This is a genomic window from Streptomyces sp. NPDC007991 (assembly GCF_042958445.1).
GTDB lineage: Bacteria > Actinomycetota > Actinomycetes > Streptomycetales > Streptomycetaceae > Streptomyces.
In genome coordinates this window covers 507,952-522,924 of sequence record NZ_JBIBJD010000001.1, presented here as the reverse complement: position 1 = coordinate 522,924, position 14,973 = coordinate 507,952, and the positions used below count along the sequence as shown (strand labels likewise).

Below are 14,973 nucleotides of genomic sequence, written 5' to 3'. Positions count from 1 at the left end.
CCAGCTGGAAACCCACCCTCTATGGCGGGCAGTTGGGCGCGAATGGCCCGCTTTCGAACAGGTCGTGGCGCGGTGAACGCGCCGGGCCGGTTGCCCGTACTGCACTACCGACCGCTCCGGCCCGGCCGAGGAGACGAAAGACGGATGCCCCGTACGACCGCACACCGCGCCGCACTCGCGGCCGCCCTCGTGACCCCGTTGCTGCTGCCGCTGTGGGCGGCGGGGCCGGCGCGGGCGCACGGTGCGCCGACGGATCCCGTGAGCCGGGTGGTGGCCTGCTCCCCCGAGGGCGGTGAGCGCGCGGGCTCGGCGGCCTGCCGCGCGGCCGTCGCCGCGAACGGCGCGCCCTTCACGGCGTGGGACAACCTGCGCGTGGCGAACGTGGGCGGCCGGGACCGGCAGGTCATTCCCGACGGGAAGCTGTGCAGCGGGGGCCTGCCCGGCTACCGAGGGCTCGACCTCGCCCGCGCCGACTGGCCGGCGACCCGGATGACGCCCGGCGGGAGGCTGACCATGCGGTACGTCTCGACGATCCCGCACACCGGCACGTTCCGGATGTACCTGACGAAGCCCGGCTACGATCCGGCCGGGCCGCTGTCCTGGTCCGACCTGCCCGACAAGCCGTTCGCCGAGGTGACGGATCCTGCCCTGACGGACGGCGCGTACCGCCTCGAGGCGACCCTGCCCTCCGACCGGACCGGGCGGCACGTGCTGTACACGGTCTGGCAGAACAGCAGTACGCCGGACACGTACTACTCGTGCTCGGATGTGCTGTTCCCGGAGAAGAAGGACGCGGCGCTTCCGCAGAAGAAGCAGAAGAAGCAGGAGAAGGAGCCCGAGAAGAAGCCGGAGAAGCAGGAGGCTCCGGAAGGGAAGAAGGAGAGCGCCCCGTCGGCATCCCCCTCCGGCCCGTCCACCCCCATGCTGGCGGGCGGCGCCGCTGCGGTGCTGGTGCTCACCGGCGGCGCCGCCCTGGCGGCACGGCTGCGTCGGCGCTGAACCGACGCTCATCGGCCGTCAGTTGACGTTGACGGCGGCGCCCCCCTTGGCCACCGGGGCGTACTTGGCCGTGAAGAAGGCGTTGGCGAAGCACAGCGACGAGCCGGACGCCTTCGTGAACTGCTGGTTGGTGAAGGAGATGCTGTTGTCGGCGTTGTCCGCCTTGCCGGTCAGGCTGGGGGCCCGGTAGACGCAGTTGATCGTGCCGAGCAGGGTGCGCAGCTTGACGGTGGACTGGATGACGGAGCCCGCGGCCGGGGTCACGGAGACGGTGCCGTCCGAGGACACGGCGGCGGTGTAGGGCAGGTTGTCGACGGTGATGCCGCTGACGCCGAGCACTCCGACGACGTTGGCGGTGCAGCCGGCGGTGTCGAAGGTGTGGGAGGTCAGGGACTCGGTGGCGGTGCCGGGAGCGGCCGGGTTGTCGGTGACGGTGGCGGCGAACGCCGATGAGGTGCACGAGATGCCGCTGGTGCCGGTCGCGCTGGAGTAGAAGGTGGCGGCGGTGCCGCTCGCCAGGGAGGCGTTGAGGACGTCGCCGACCGCGACGGCCGCGCCGTCGGTGGTGGTCAGGACGGGGGTGTCGGCCGCCGAGGCGGGGGCGGCGAGCCCGAGGGCGGCGACGGCGGCGGTGAGGGTGAGGAGGGTGCGCGTACGCATGGGGGTGTACCTCTTCTCTGAAGCGGGGTGAGGGTGGCGGGGACGCGGTGGGGCGTCCGCCGTTGCCGGCCCGTTACGCCTTCTCCGTACGTGACGGACCGGCAACGGCAGACCGGTGACCGGCCGCGGGCACGCACGGGAACGGGCCGGCGGCCGGGCCGGGCGGGGGGTGGCTGGTGGCACGGCGTACCGGGAGGAGCCCGTGCCGGTGCTGTGGAAGGTCGGAAGACCCGTGCGGTGGAAAGCCCGTGCGGACGCATCGGGCGGCGAGCTGCCCGTACGGGACGAGCGGTTCCGGGACACGCGGACGGTGCCGCGCGGCGGATCCGGCGCCACGGATCCGGTGGGACGAGGAGAGTTGTAGACCTACCCGTCAGTCAACGTCAAGGCTTGGCAGGGGAGTTGTGTACTCGCTGAGACTTTCCGAAGGGCGGTGACTCACATGCGGCGCACATTCGACACTTCTTGTTCACACTTCCCTTGACCCTTCATGTAACCCCCGGTAACTTCCGAGTCGGCTACTGCGACGTAACGAGAAAGCCCTTGCGACCGCCTGGAGTTGCGAGGGGACGTGCGTACGCGGTCGGTGTCCGCGCCAGGGCAGCGTGCCACCGAAGTTTGATCCGCACCGACATGCACCTGGAGCAGACATGACCTCCTCCGCCGAGCACACCTCCGACAGACCGGAAGGCACCGCCGCCGCGGACACCGGTGACGTTCCCGCGCGCCGCGGCCGGGTCCGGGCCCGCCGGGCCGCCGTGATGGCGGTGCCGGCCGCCGCGGTCGCCGCCGGCCTCGCGATCCTCACGGCCGAGGGGGCGCTGGGCGTGCAGTTCGCCATCTCCGGCATGCCCTTCACGGTCACCGCCACCGAGCTGAACGGCACCGGCTTCGCACAGTTCGGCGGTCTGGACGAGATGGCCGAGGGCAGCCCCAACGCGGGTGACACCGGCGGCCAGGTCCTGGTCGTCACCTCCGTGATCAAGGACGCGACGCTCAGCAAGCTGTGCCAGAGCGTGGACCTGGGCGGCACGAACCTGGTCATCAGGGCGGGTGAGGGTGCGGCGAAGGTCCGGGCCAGCGACCTGACCACCGACTCCACGGAGCTCACGGGCGACGCGGCCTTCAAGAACATCGAGATCGGCAACGACGCCAGCACGCTGAACAAGGCCGGCCCGCAGGGCCGTGGGCCGAAGGGCGTGTTCAGCCAGCAGTCCGACACCGTGCGCATCGCCAACCTGCGGCAGACCAACTACGCCACGACGGCGGGTGTGTTCAAGCTGCCCGGGCTGAAACTGGGCTTCAGCGGGTCGGGTTGCTGATGCCCGGCGGTCCGCGCGGGACGTTTCGGCCCGCCTTCCGCCAGTGGCGGGCGGGCCGTCCCTTCTGGGGCGGGCTGCTGCTCGCCCTGGGCGGGGCGGAGGTCCTGCTCACCCTGAAGGCGTCGCTGGACGTCATCCTGCACGTCGGCATGCAGGGCCTGGCCGGCTATCTGCTCCCGGCCGTGATGCTGCTGTGCGGCGTGCTGATCCTCTTCAACCCCTCCCAGCGCCTGTTCTACTCGGTGATCGGGGTACTGGTCTCCCTGGGGACCTGGCTGACCTCGAACCTGGGGGGCTTCTTCGTGGGCCTGCTCCTGGGCGTGGCCGGCAGCTGCCTCACCTTCGGCTGGCTGCCGGACCAGGAGCCGCGCGTCAGCCGGCGCCGGCGCAGGAAGGCGGCCCGGGCCGCGAAGGCGGTGGCCCAGCCCCTGGAGCGGGAAGCGGGCCGGACCGCCTGAAACAGGCCAGTGATTCTCCGCCCTCTGGCGACGCCCGGCCGCGGCGACTTGGCTGGACGTGGCACGCATCCGCCCACGAGGCGTTCCGCGTGCCCTGCGAACAGCCGCCAGCCCAGGGAGAGAGTCCGATGGAATTCACGCACCCGATAGTGATCGACCCGACCGGCCGCGACATCCACGGCGAGGCCGCCCGGATCCGCGAGCGCGGACCCGTCACGCCCGTCGAACTCCCCCACGGTGTCCCGGCCTGGGCGGTCAGCAGCGCCCCGTTGCTGAAGCGGCTGCTCACCGACCCGCGGGTGTCGAAGGACGCGCACCTGCACTGGCACCGCTGGCTCGACGGCGAGGTCTCACCGGACTGGCCGCTGTACACCTGGGTCGCGGTGCGGAGCATGTTCACGGCCTACGGCACCGACCACAAACGGCTGCGCACCCTCGTCTCCAAGGCGTTCACCGCCCGCCGCACCGCCGAGCTGCGGCCCCGGATCGAGGAGATCACCGCGGCGCTGCTCGACCGGGTCGCCAAGGCCGGGGCGGACGGCGGGGCGGACGGCCACCCGGTCGATCTGCGGGAGGAGTTCTGCTATCCGCTGCCGATCCAGGTCATCGGCGAACTGCTCGGCTTACCCGAGGAGCTGGGACCCGAGCTGCGCACCGTGGTGGACAGCATCTTCCACACCTCGGCCGACGCGGCCGAAGTCGCCGACACCTACGCCCGGTTCTACGCCGTCCTCGGTGAGCTCGTCGCCGCGAAACGGGCGGCGCCCGGCGACGACCTGACCAGCGCGCTGATCGCGGCCCGTGAGGAGGAGAGCGGTACGCGGCTCAGCGAGCAGGAGCTGCTCGACACGCTGATGCTGATGATCAGCGCCGGCCACGAGACGACGGTCAACCTGCTCGACAACGCCGTCCACGCGCTGCTCACCCAGCCCGACCAGCTGGCCCACGTCCGCGCCGGTCGCGCCTCCTGGGACGACGTGATCGAGGAGACCCTGCGCGCCGAGGCACCGGTGGCCAGCCTGCCGCTGCGGTACGCCGTCGAGGACCTGCCGCTGGGTGAACTGGGCGGCCCCGAGGGCAGTGTGATCCGCAAGGGCGAGGCGATCCTGGCCGCGTACGCCGCCGCCGGACGCGACCCCGAGGAGCACGGCCCGGACGCCGGCGCCTTCGACGTCACCCGCGCCGTGAAGGATCACCTGGCCTTCGGATACGGCGTCCACCACTGCCTGGGCGCCCCGCTCGGCCGGCTGGAGGCGCGCGTGGCCCTGCCGGCCCTGTTCGAGCGGTTCCCCGGCCTCTCCCTCGCCGTACCGGCAAACGAGCTGCGGCCGGTGGACTCGTTCATCTCCCACGGCCATCGGTCGCTGCCGGTGCTGACGGGCTGACGGGCTGAGCGGCGGGCCCGGCCGGGTCTCCGGCGGCCGGGTCCGCCGCGCCCTCCTCCTTCAGCGCCCTCGCCTCGCTCTTGAGGATCCTCATCGAGCGGCCCAGTGAACGTGCCGTGTCGGGCAGTTTCTTCGAGCCGAACATGACGATCACGACGATCGCCACGATGAGCAGATGCCAGGGCTCCAGTCCGTTGCGCAGCACGTCATGCCCTCCCTCTCGCCGACAGTTGCTACATTGCGCAACTGTACAACCCCCGGGTGAGAGGCAAGCGGACGCCGATGACGGTCACCAGCAACCGGAGGACTCAGCCGCCGCGGCACCGGGCCGCCGCGCGCGAGCACGGGCGGCAACGCGGTCGCCGACGCGGCCGTGACCGTGGCCATGGCATACGGGTCGGCCTCGCCGTCTTCCTGGCCCTGCTGGTGCTCGCCGCGGGCGGAGCCGGCTGGCTGTACCTGAAGCTGGACGGCGACATCAGCACCTTCGACTCGGGCGGCCTCTCCGACAACCGCCCCGAGGCCGGTTCGTCGCGGGGCGAGAACGTCCTGGTCATCGGCTCCGACACCCGCACCGGCGGCAACGAGGCGCTGGGCGGCGGCGACAAGGACGACGTGGGCCGCTCCGACACCGCGTTCCTGCTGCACGTCTACGCCGACCACCGGCACGCCATCGCCGTGTCCATCCCCCGCGACACGCTGGTGACCATCCCGCCGTGCAAGCTGCCCGACGGCGGCTGGACGAAGGCCCAGCCGGACACGATGTTCAACGCGGCGTACTCGGTCGGGCAGACGGCCAGGGGCAACCCCGCCTGCACGCAGAACACCGTCGAACAGCTCACCGGCCTGCGTGTCGACCACACGGTCGTCGTCGACTTCAAGGGCTTCGCACGGCTGACGGACGTGGTGGGCGGTGTCAGGGTGTGCCTGCCTCAGGACGTGTACGAGAACGATCTCAACCCGCACCTCACCGCCCCCGGCAAACTGCTCTTCCACAAGGGCGAGCAGACCGTCTCGGGCCAGAAGGCGCTGGACTACGTCCGGATCCGGCACGGCATCGGCGACGGTTCCGACATCGGCCGGATCAAGCGCCAGCAGGCGTTCGTGGCGAGCCTGCTGAAGGAGGTGAAGAGCCAGGGCCTCACCCCGACTCGGCTGCTGCCGCTGGCCGAGGCCGCCACGAAGTCGCTGACCGTCGACCCCGGCCTCGGTTCCGCGGACAAGCTGATGTCCTTCGCGTTGTCCCTGAAGGACATCGACCTGCACAACACCAAGTTCGTGACCCTGCCCTGGCGCTACGAGGGTTCCCGGGTCGCGGTCGTGCAGCCGGACGCCGACGCCCTGTGGGCCGCGCTCCGGGCCGACCGCACCATCGACGGAAGGAACGCCGGCGGGAAGAGGACCGGGACGTCGGGTTCTGAAGCGTCCGCCTCCCCCACGCCGGTCTCCGGTGCGGGCATCGACGTCGCCGTCTACAACGGCACCTCCGTCCCCGGCCTGGCCGCCCGCGCCGCCGCCGCTCTCACCGCGGACGGCTTCACCGTCACGGGCACGGCGACGGCGTCCGCCCAGGACCACACCACGACCCTGGTCGAGTACGGCCCCGGCCTGAAGGACCGCGCCCGGACGGTGGCGGCGGCCTTCCCCGGCGCGGAGCTCCAGCCGGTGACCGGCAGCGGGATCAGCGTCGTGCTGGGACAGTCGTACGCGGACAGCCCGGCGGCGAACGCGTCCGCGTCGCCGGCTCCGACCGCCGTGCCGTCGGAGGTCGCCGACGGGGCCAGGTCCGCGGACGACAACCCCTGCTCGAACCTCACCTACGGCTGACGCCGTGTCTGCCGGGCCCGGGCCGCCGTCAGGGCCAGGGCGTACAGGCCGAGGACGACTCCCGGCAGGAGGTAGTAGGCGGCGGGCAGGGCCGTCATGCCGAGGGCCGTGCCGAGAGGGCTCGGCGGCAGCAGCAGGCCGACGGCCGCGAGACCGGCCGCGGCGAGACCGACCGGGCCGGGGGCACGACTCCCCTCGGCCCGCCGGCCGGTGCGCAGGAGCAGCATCACCAGGGCCTGGGTGAGCAGGTTCTCGGTGAACCAGGCGGAGTGGAACACGGCTTCGTCGTCGACGGCGTCGGGGCCGTCGAGCGCGAACGCGAGCACGGCGAAGGTGGCGAGGTCGGCGACCGCGTTGAGCAGGCCGAAGCCGGTGACGAACCGGAGGAAGGAGCGCGGCCGCAGCACGGCCGGCCCGCGTAGGGCCGCCGCGCCGGGACGGTCGTGGGCGAAGGCGAGCTGGGCCGCGTCGAAGCACAGGTTCTGGGCGAGCACCTGCGCGGGGAGCATCGGCAGGAAGGGCAGGAGCAGGCCCGCGGCGAGCATCGCGACGACGTTGCCCAGGTTGGAGGAGAGCGTGACGCGCAGGTACGAGGCGATGTTGCCGCTCGCGTGCCGGCCGGCGGTGATCGCGTGGCCGATCGCCGTGAGGTCCTTCTCGGCGAGGACGACGTCGGCGCTGACCCGTGCCACGCCGACGGCGCAGCGGGGCGCGAGGCCGACGTCGGCGGCACGCAGCGCGGCCACGTCGTTCACCCCGTCCCCGAGGAACCCGACGGTGTGCCCGGCGGCGCGCAGGGCGGCGACGATCCGGGCCTTGTCCTCGGGGGTGCAGCGGGCGACGACGGTCGCCTCGCTGGCGGCCTCGGGGTCTGGCAGCTGTGCCGCGGTCCGTACCTGCCCCGGATCCAGGCCGAGGTCCCGGCAGGCCCGGGCCGCGGTGGCCGCATGGTCGCCGGTGAGGACCTTCACCGTGACGCCCCGGTCGGCCAGGCCGCGCAGGGCCTCGGCGGCGGTCGGGGCGAGGGCGTCCCGGAAGGTCACCAGGCCCCGGAAGGTCAGACCCCGTGTGCCGGGCGGCCCGGGCGCACCGGCAGGGCGGTCGGCCGTGGCGACGGCCAGCACCCGCAGCCCGGCGTCCGCCTCCCGGGCGGCGAACGCCAGCAGCCGGTCGCGCTCGCGGGGCTGAGTCGTACAGCGCTCCACCACGGCCTCGGCGGCGCCGGTGACCACGACGGTGTGACGCCCGAGGGAGCCGCGCACCACCGCCGTCGACAAACGCCGCTGCGGGTCGAACGGCAGGGCGTCCACCCCGTCGTACTCCTCGCCCACCGCCCCGGCCGCCTCCAGCAGGGCCTCGTCGAGGGCGTCGGGCGCGGGCAGTTCGGCGAGCTGGAGGGTCCACCAGGCGCCGACGGCGGCCCAGCGCAGCACCTCCGGGTCGTCCCGGCCGGCCGGGTCGAGGGCCCGTTCGACGACCGGCCGGTCCTGGGTGAGGGTGCCGGTCTTGTCGACGCACAGCACGTCGACCGCGCCCAGGTCGTGCAGCGCGGGCAGCCGTGTGACGATGACGCCGCGGGCGCGGGCGAGCAGGGCGGCGCCCCGGGCCAGGCAGGTGGTGACGATCACCGGCAGCATCTCGGGCGTCAGCCCGACGGCGACCGCGACGGCGAAGGGCAGGGTCTCCGGACCGCGTCCGCGCAGCGCGGCGTTCGCCATCAGGACCAGGGGCGGCGTCAGCAGCATGAAGCGGATCAGCACCCAGGAGATGCCGTGCACGGACCGGTCGAAGGCCCCGCCGTCCCGGCGTGCGGCCGGCTGCCGGTGAGCGGCGGCGAACCGGGTGCCGTCCCCGGTCGCGACGACGACGGCGGTAGCGCTGCCCGTGGCGACGGTGCTGCCCTGGAGACACAGCGGGGAGTCGTCGTCCGCGCCGGATCCGTCCGGTCCCTCCACCGCCCGCTTGGCCACCGGCGCCGATTCCCCGGTGAGCGCGGCCTGGTGGACCGTGAGCCCGCGGGCGCGCAGCAGTCGTACGTCGGCCGGGACGAGGTCGCCGGGGCCGAGGCGCAGGACGTCGCCGGGGACGAGGTCCGTGACCGGCACCTCCCGGGGCCGGGGCGGCTCCCGGTCGGTGTCGCGCCGCAGCACCGTGGCCGTGCCGGCGACGAGCTCGCGCAGGGCGGCCAGGGAGCGGTCGGCCCGGTGCTCCCCGCTCGCGCGCAGCACGCAACTGACCGCCACCAGGGCGAGGATGACCGCGGCGGTGCCCCAGGAGGCGACGGCGGCGGACACCAGGCCGAGGCAGAGCAGGACGGCGGTGAAAGGGTCGCGCAGGGCGTGCGCGCACCTGCGGGGCCAGGACGGCGTGCGCCGCTCGGGCAGGGTGTTCTCGCCGTGGGTGAGCAGCCTGGCCGCGGCCTCGGTCCCGGTGAGTCCCCGGGGGCCCGACTCCAGCCGCCGCAGCACCTCCAGGGTGGTGCCCTCGGCGGTCTCAGAGGCCATGGAGGAGGCGGCGCGGCGGCGCGGCGCGGTCGGTGAGCCGGCCCACCAGGAGCCGTACGACGTCGACGACATCGGGGTCGTCGACGTAGTACACCTGCCGGCGGCCCTCGCGGCGGGAGCCGACGAGTCCGGCCAGCTTCAGCTTGGTGAGGTGCTGGCTGACCGCGGGCAGTGCGCCGCCGACCCGCTCGGCGAGTCCGGTCACGTCGCTCTCGCCCTGGGCCAGCGCCCAGACGATGTGCAGCCGGGCGGGAGAGGCGAGCAGCCCGAAGGCCGCGGCTGCCCGGTCGAGCACGTCGGCGGGCGGGTCCTCGAAGCCACTGCCGGCTGCCGCCACCGTCGCCGTCCCTTCCGTCGCCTCCGTCGCCCTGCGGGCCGCACCAGTCTAGGCGGCCCCGGCAGCCGCCCCGGGAGGCCCTTTCCCGCGGGACGCCGGGACCCGAACCGCACGGACGGTATGAAAAACCCGGGGATGACCTCGACTGTTCGACCGGTCGGACAGATCATCACGATGCGGCAGCGCTGACTCACGGCATGTGGCCGCTCACTTGACGCCCAGTGGTCACACACGGTTGGCTCCGGGCCAGCGAGAGTCATCGGACCCGTGCTCACGTGCGGTCCGCCTGGCTCTCACCCTGCTCTTGCTCGGCCGCACAGCGAGGTCCGCCCCTCATGAACACTCCTCCCCCGCCGCACACCTCCGCGAGACTCAGCCGTGTCGCGGCCCTGGTGTCCGCCGTGTGTCTGCTGGTGGCCGGCTGCTCCGTCCTCGGCACGAGTGATGACGGGTCGGACACGGACCCGGTGGGCGGGCCGGGCGGCGGGATGAAAGTCGCCCTGGTGACGCACGGCGGCAAGGGCGACGCCTTCTGGGACCTGGTGCGCCGGGGCGCCGAGACGGCGGCGGCCAAGGACGGCATCGACCTGACGTACGCCAGCGACGCCGACGGGGCCGCGCAGGCCGCGCTGGTGCGCGACGCGGTCCGCGACAAGGTCGACGGCATCGCGGTGACGCTCGCCAAGCCGGCGGCGATGCGGGGCCCGATCGCCCAGGCCAAGGCGGCCGGCATCCCCGTCGTCGGGCTCAACTCCGGTATCGACGCCTGGCGGCCGGCGGGCCTGCTGGAGTACTTCGGCCAGGACGAGTCCGTCGCCGGCCGGGCCGTCGGCGACAAGCTGGACGAGGTCGGGGCCAAACACGCCCTGTGCGTCGTGCACGAGCGGGGCAACGTCGCGCTGGAGGCCCGCTGCGCCGGCGTGCGCAAGACGTTCCACGGCGAGACCGACAACGTGTACGTGGACGGCTCCGACATGAACGCGGTGACCGCCACGATCGCGTCCCGGCTGCGGCAGGACTCCAGCATCGACGAGATCGTCACCCTGGGCGCCCAGTACGGGCTCAGCGCGGTCGACGCCGTCAAGCAGGCCGGCAGCAGGGCCAAGGTCGCCACCTTCGACCTCAACAAGGACCTCGTCAAGGCGGTCCGGGGCGGCGAGGTGCAGTTCGCCGTGGACCAGCAGCCCTACCTCCAGGGCTACCTCGCGGTGGACGCCCTGTGGCTGTACCGGACCAACGGCAACACCAGCGGCGGCGGGACGGCCCCGGTGCTCACCGGCCCCGCGTTCGTGACGCGGTCCAACGTGTCCGCGGTGGCACGGTTCGCCGCCGCCGGGACCCGGTGACGGACCCTTCCTGTGACGGTGTCGCCAAAGATTCGGTCAGGCCCGGCCCCCGGGGTCACTTGTACGGATAACATCCTGCACACCCCATGTGCCGTAACCGGCACGCGAACACCCCCGCGTCCGTCCCCCACCCCCCGCCCCGACCGTTCCGACTCCCCGTTCCCCGCTCCCCGCTGATCGCCCTAGGACGACGATGTCTCGACGGACAGGTGCCCGGCGCCGTCTCGGTTCCATACGCCTCTCCCTGGTGCTTCTGGCCCTGGTGCCCAGCGTCACCCTCGCCGCCATGTGGGGCGTGACGACCATCCAGATGTTCTCGGAGGGGCTGCGGCTGCGTGACCAGACGGAGCTGAGCCGGTCCACCGGTGCCATGGGTACCGACACGACGCTCGCCCTGCAGCGGGAACGCAGCCTGTCGGCGGCCTGGCTGGCCTCGCCGCACGGCCCACGGGCCGCCCTCGACCAACAGCGCGAGGAGACCGACGCGGCGGTCGGGAAGCTGGTCGGGCAGGCGGACGCGATCGAGAAGGCGCCCTCCCGCGTGTCGGACCGGCTGTACTCGGTGCTGGGCTCGGTGGGCAGCCTGGAGTACTACCGCGACCAGGTGGACCACCCGACCGACATCACCGCGCAGCAGGCGCTGGACCAGTACTCCTCGATCATCGACGACCAGATCCACGCCTTCCAGGAGCTCTCCCAGGTCGACGACGGCGACCTCACCTCGCAGGCCGGTCCGCTGGTCGCCCTGGAGCACGCGGCGGAGCTGGTCTCCCGGGAGGACGCGCAGCTGACCCTGGCCTGGCCGTCCGGGCACCTCGACGACAAGGCCTGGGTGCAGTTCACGGAGCTGGTGAACACCCGGCGCTGGCTCGTCCAGGACCAGGTCGTGCCCCAGCTGACCGGCAGCGCCAAGGCACAGACCGAGCAGATCCTGGCGAGCCCGGAGTGGCGGACGCTGCAGTCCGTCGAGGACCAGGTGCTGGCGTCCCGCAACGCCGGCGCCGACGCGGACCGGATCGCCCTGCCGGACGCCCAGAAGCGGTGGAACGCCGCCATGGACAAACTGTCCGCCCACTACGCGAGCCTGATCCAGCGGCAGACGACGGGCCTGCTCGAACGCAGCGCCGACAAGGCGGACGGGCTGCTGATCAAGGCGGGGATCCTGAGCGCCGGCGGGCTGCTCGCGCTGCTGGTGTGCGTCGGCATGTCCTGGCGGATCACCCGCTCGCTGTCCCGGCGGCTGCGCGGACTGCGCCGGGCCGCCGTCAGCCTCGCACAGGAGCGGCTGCCCGACGTGGTGGCCCGCCTCGACAGGGGCGAGACGGTCGACCCGGACTCCGCGACGCCCCCGTTGGACTACGGCAACGACGAACTCGGCGAGGTGGCACGGGCGTTCAACACCGCCCAGCGCACGGCCGTGCACACCGCCGTCGAACTCGCCGACACCCGGCGCGGCTTCCAGAAGGTCATCCTGGGCATCGCCCGGCAGAGCCAGAACCTGGTCAACCTCCAGCTCAGCAGGCTCGACACGCTGGAACGCGAGCACACCGACCCCGACATCCTCAAGGGCCTGTACGAACTGGACTCCACGGCCAGCCAGTTGCGCCGCTACGAGGAGAACCTCGTCATCGTCAGCGGCGAACGGCCCGGCCGCAGCTGGACCGAGCCGGTGGCGCTGATCGACATCCTGCGCAGTGCGGTCGGTGAGGTCGCCGAGTACCAGCGGGTGGAGGTGCACACCGAGGAGGAGGTGTGCGTCGCGCCGCCCGCGGTGGCCGACGTCATCCATCTGCTGGCCGAGCTCATCGACAACGCGACCGCGTACTCGCCCGCCCCGAGCCCCGTCACGGTGCGGGCCGGGATGGTCGCCAAGGGCCTGGCCGTCGAGGTCGAGGACCGCGGCCTCGGCATGTCGGAGGAGGACTACGCCTCTTTCAACGAACAGCTCGCGGTGCCCCCGCAGTTCGACGTGGTGGCGCTCGCCGACGACCTGCGGCTCGGCATGTTCGTGATCGCCCAGCTGGCCCACCGGCACGGCATCGCCGTCACCCTGCGCTCCTCGCCGTACGGCGGGACGACGGCGATCGTGCTGATCCCGCACGACATCGTGGTGCGGGAACCGGAGGCCGGTGCGCCGGGCTCCCGGGACGGCAAGGACAAGGCCGGCGTGAACGGCCTGGCCGCCCTCGTCGGCCCGCGAGGGGCGGGTGGGGGCCCGAAGCAGAGCGGTGACGGCCCCGACCACGGGCAGAGCACGGTGGACGCCGAGAAGGCCGGCAGCGCCACGGCCGGCGCCGAGGTGCCGGAGGGTGCCGCGGGCACCGCCGGGTCCGCGCGCGAGCCCCGGCCCCTCACCTCGGCCCGGACCGCCACCGCGACCGCCACCACCACCGCAGCCGCCCCTGCCGCCACGTCCGCCGCCCGCGAGGTCATCCCCCGCCGGGACGGTCTCGCCCCACTCCCCCGCCGGGTACCGCAGACCAGTCTGGTGGAGGAACTGCGTGAGGAGTCCACGCCCGCCGAAGACGACGGCTCCCCCGACGACTTCACCGCGGAAGCCGCCGCCTCGTCCCTGGCCGGCTTCCAGCGCGGCACGCTCCGGGCCCGTGACGACGACGCCGAGCCGCCGTACGACGAGGAGGCGGCCGCACCACCCCGGCAGGCCGCCGCCGGCCCCGTCCCCTCGACTCCGCCCGCCGACCGCTGACGAAGGACACCGCAATGACACGCCCCATCCCCGCCACGCACACCCAGCTCGACCAGCTGCTGACCGGACTCGTGGAGCGGGTCGCCGACGTGAACCAGGCCGTGGTGCTGTCGGAGGACGGCCTGGTGGTCAGCAAGTCCACCGGATTCCTGCGCGACGACGCCGAGCGGCTCGCGGCGACGGCGTCCGGCCTGATGAGCCTCAGCAAGGGCGTCAGCATGGACTTCCGGGGCGGTCCGGTGCGCCAGGCGCTCATCGAGATGGCCAACAGCTATCTGATCCTCACCTCCGCCGGTCCCGGCGCCCACCTGGTCGTGCTCACCGGGCCGGGCGCGGACGTCGGTGTGGTGGCGTACCAGATGAACATGCTGGTGAAGAAGATCGGCGAGCACCTCAGCGCGGCACCGCGGGGCGTGGCCGGGCCCGTTGTCGACCCCGGCGTGTGAAGTGGGCGGAGGCGACTCGGCGGGGCGGCTCGTACGGCCGTTCGCGCTGACCGGTGGCCGGACGCGGCCCAGCCGCGCCGACTTCACACTCATCGCGACGGTGACCGCGGTCGATCCGCAGCCCGCCGCGGCGGCTCCCGTTCAGCCCGAGTACACCCGGATCCTCCGGTTGTGCGCCGAGCCGCTGGCCGTGGCGGAGCTGGCCGCCCGGCTCGACCTGCCGGTGAGCGTGGTCGTCATCCTGCTGTGCGACCTGCTGGAGGCGGGCCGGATCACCGTCCGTCCGCCGCGCCTTGTTTCCCGTACCGCTCCGGACCTGGACCTGCTGAAGAAAGTGAGGGACGGCCTTGGCCGGCTCTGACGTCGCCACCGACGCGTCCTCGGCACCCGACACGGTCAAGATCCTCATCGCCGGCGGCTTCGGCGTGGGCAAGACCACCATGGTCGGGTCGGTCAGCGAGATCGCCCCGCTGCGCACCGAGGAACCCCTGACCATCGCCGGTCTGGGCGTCGACGACCTGGACGGTATCGAGGAGAAGCGGGCCACCACGGTGGCCCTGGACTTCGGCCGCATCACCATCAGCCGGGACCTGGTGCTGTACCTGTTCGGTACGCCCGGGCAGCAGCGGTTCTGGTTCATGTGGAACGACCTGGCCCTCGGCGCGCTCGGTGCCGTGGTCCTGGTCGACGTGCGCAGACCCGAGTCCAGCTTCGCCGCGATCGACTTCTTCGAACGCCGGGGCATCCCGTTCGTCGTCGGGGTCAACGGCTTCCACGGGGAACACCCGTACCCGGCCGAGGACATCCGGGACGCGCTCGCGGTGCCGGAGCACGTCCAGGTACTGCTGTGCGACGCGCGGGAGAGGGAGTCGTGCCGGGACGTGCTGATCGCCCTGATCGACCAGCTGATCGCGACGGCGGTGCAGGCTTGACGGCGGTGCGGGCTTTGGGGGTGCCCGGTGCCCCGGACACCCCATGGACA

General features: G+C 72.9%; 14 protein-coding genes. 10 read left to right on the top strand and 4 right to left on the bottom strand.

Annotated elements, in window-relative coordinates; all coding sequences use genetic code 11:
• Positions 1–144 precede the first annotated feature (144 nt).
• A complete protein-coding gene (locus ACFZDA_RS02190) occupies positions 145–999 on the top strand; it encodes a lytic polysaccharide monooxygenase (protein WP_391073515.1) in 855 nt (284 codons plus the stop codon).
• An 18-nt stretch (positions 1,000–1,017) separates the two neighbouring features.
• Here the strand turns inward: ACFZDA_RS02190 and ACFZDA_RS02185 are convergent, their stop codons facing one another.
• A complete protein-coding gene (locus ACFZDA_RS02185) occupies positions 1,018–1,659 on the bottom strand; it encodes a Tat pathway signal sequence domain protein (RefSeq protein ID WP_391073513.1) in 642 nt (213 codons plus the stop codon).
• A gap of 650 nt (positions 1,660–2,309) precedes the next feature.
• Here ACFZDA_RS02185 and ACFZDA_RS02180 point away from each other — a divergent pair.
• The 3 genes from ACFZDA_RS02180 (at position 2,310) to ACFZDA_RS02170 (ending at position 4,824) form a co-directional block, all read left to right on the top strand.
• A complete protein-coding gene (locus ACFZDA_RS02180) occupies positions 2,310–2,981 on the top strand; it encodes a DUF6230 family protein (protein ID WP_391073511.1) in 672 nt (223 codons plus the stop codon).
• A complete protein-coding gene (locus tag ACFZDA_RS02175) occupies positions 2,981–3,439 on the top strand; it encodes a DUF6114 domain-containing protein (RefSeq protein WP_391073508.1) in 459 nt (152 codons plus the stop codon). Before ACFZDA_RS02180 ends, ACFZDA_RS02175 begins: the two co-directional genes overlap by 1 nt.
• Positions 3,440–3,567: 128 nt before the next feature.
• Positions 3,568–4,824, top strand: a complete 1,257-nt coding sequence (locus ACFZDA_RS02170) for a cytochrome P450 (protein ID WP_391073505.1) — start codon at positions 3,568–3,570, stop codon at positions 4,822–4,824.
• Here ACFZDA_RS02170 and tatA read toward each other — a convergent pair.
• Entirely contained in the window at positions 4,781–5,029 is a 249-nt protein-coding gene (gene tatA / locus ACFZDA_RS02165) for a Sec-independent protein translocase subunit TatA (protein WP_391073502.1), read from the bottom strand. The genes ACFZDA_RS02170 and tatA overlap by 44 nt on opposite strands.
• Before the next feature lie 77 nt (positions 5,030–5,106).
• Between tatA and ACFZDA_RS02160 the strand changes: the two genes are divergently transcribed.
• Positions 5,107–6,651 (top strand): LCP family protein, encoded by a 1,545-nt coding sequence (locus ACFZDA_RS02160; RefSeq protein WP_391074558.1) that lies wholly within the window; start codon positions 5,107–5,109, stop codon positions 6,649–6,651.
• Here ACFZDA_RS02160 and mgtA read toward each other — a convergent pair.
• A complete protein-coding gene (gene mgtA, locus ACFZDA_RS02155) occupies positions 6,642–9,155 on the bottom strand; it encodes a magnesium-translocating P-type ATPase (protein ID WP_391073500.1) in 2,514 nt (837 codons plus the stop codon). The genes ACFZDA_RS02160 and mgtA overlap by 10 nt on opposite strands.
• Positions 9,145–9,492 (bottom strand): metalloregulator ArsR/SmtB family transcription factor, encoded by a 348-nt coding sequence (locus ACFZDA_RS02150; protein ID WP_391073497.1) that lies wholly within the window; start codon positions 9,490–9,492, stop codon positions 9,145–9,147. Before ACFZDA_RS02150 ends, mgtA begins: the two co-directional genes overlap by 11 nt.
• A 335-nt stretch (positions 9,493–9,827) precedes the next feature.
• Here ACFZDA_RS02150 and ACFZDA_RS02145 point away from each other — a divergent pair, with 335 nt between their 5' ends.
• The 5 genes from ACFZDA_RS02145 (at position 9,828) to ACFZDA_RS02125 (ending at position 14,923) form a co-directional block, all read left to right on the top strand.
• On the top strand, positions 9,828–10,838 hold the full coding sequence (locus tag ACFZDA_RS02145) for a substrate-binding domain-containing protein (protein ID WP_391073494.1): 1,011 nt from the start codon (positions 9,828–9,830) through the stop codon (positions 10,836–10,838).
• Positions 10,839–11,031: 193 nt separating this feature from the next.
• A complete protein-coding gene (locus ACFZDA_RS02140; RefSeq protein WP_391073491.1) occupies positions 11,032–13,545 on the top strand; it encodes a nitrate- and nitrite sensing domain-containing protein in 2,514 nt (837 codons plus the stop codon).
• Between the two features lie 14 nt (positions 13,546–13,559).
• Positions 13,560–13,991 carry a roadblock/LC7 domain-containing protein gene (locus tag ACFZDA_RS02135; RefSeq protein ID WP_010034179.1) on the top strand — a complete coding sequence of 144 codons (432 nt, stop codon included), beginning with the start codon at positions 13,560–13,562 and terminating at the stop codon, positions 13,989–13,991.
• A 1-nt stretch (position 13,992) separates the two neighbouring features.
• The gene (locus ACFZDA_RS02130; RefSeq protein ID WP_307178201.1) at positions 13,993–14,352 is read left to right on the top strand and encodes a DUF742 domain-containing protein; all 360 of its coding nucleotides are present in this window, start codon (positions 13,993–13,995) and stop codon (positions 14,350–14,352) included.
• Complete coding sequence (locus ACFZDA_RS02125) at positions 14,339–14,923, top strand: ATP/GTP-binding protein (protein ID WP_391073488.1); 585 nt, start codon at positions 14,339–14,341, stop codon at positions 14,921–14,923. The genes ACFZDA_RS02130 and ACFZDA_RS02125 overlap by 14 nt, the downstream gene beginning before the upstream one ends.
• The last annotated feature ends 50 nt before the right edge of the window (positions 14,924–14,973 follow it).

Excerpts from the sequence above, each read along its gene's own strand:
- ACFZDA_RS02190 (WP_391073515.1), top strand. The coding sequence starts at position 145 with ATGCCCCGTACGACCGCACACCGCGCCGCACTCGCGGCCGCCCTCGTG.
- ACFZDA_RS02185 (WP_391073513.1), bottom strand. The coding sequence starts at position 1,659 with ATGCGTACGCGCACCCTCCTCACCCTCACCGCCGCCGTCGCCGCCCTC.
- ACFZDA_RS02180 (WP_391073511.1), top strand. The coding sequence starts at position 2,310 with ATGACCTCCTCCGCCGAGCACACCTCCGACAGACCGGAAGGCACCGCC.
- ACFZDA_RS02175 (WP_391073508.1), top strand. The coding sequence starts at position 2,981 with ATGCCCGGCGGTCCGCGCGGGACGTTTCGGCCCGCCTTCCGCCAGTGG.
- ACFZDA_RS02170 (WP_391073505.1), top strand. The coding sequence starts at position 3,568 with ATGGAATTCACGCACCCGATAGTGATCGACCCGACCGGCCGCGACATC.
- ACFZDA_RS02160 (WP_391074558.1), top strand. The coding sequence starts at position 5,107 with ATGACGGTCACCAGCAACCGGAGGACTCAGCCGCCGCGGCACCGGGCC.
- mgtA (WP_391073500.1), bottom strand. The coding sequence starts at position 9,155 with ATGGCCTCTGAGACCGCCGAGGGCACCACCCTGGAGGTGCTGCGGCGG.
- ACFZDA_RS02145 (WP_391073494.1), top strand. The coding sequence starts at position 9,828 with ATGAACACTCCTCCCCCGCCGCACACCTCCGCGAGACTCAGCCGTGTC.
- ACFZDA_RS02140 (WP_391073491.1), top strand. The coding sequence starts at position 11,032 with ATGTCTCGACGGACAGGTGCCCGGCGCCGTCTCGGTTCCATACGCCTC.
- ACFZDA_RS02135 (WP_010034179.1), top strand. The coding sequence starts at position 13,560 with ATGACACGCCCCATCCCCGCCACGCACACCCAGCTCGACCAGCTGCTG.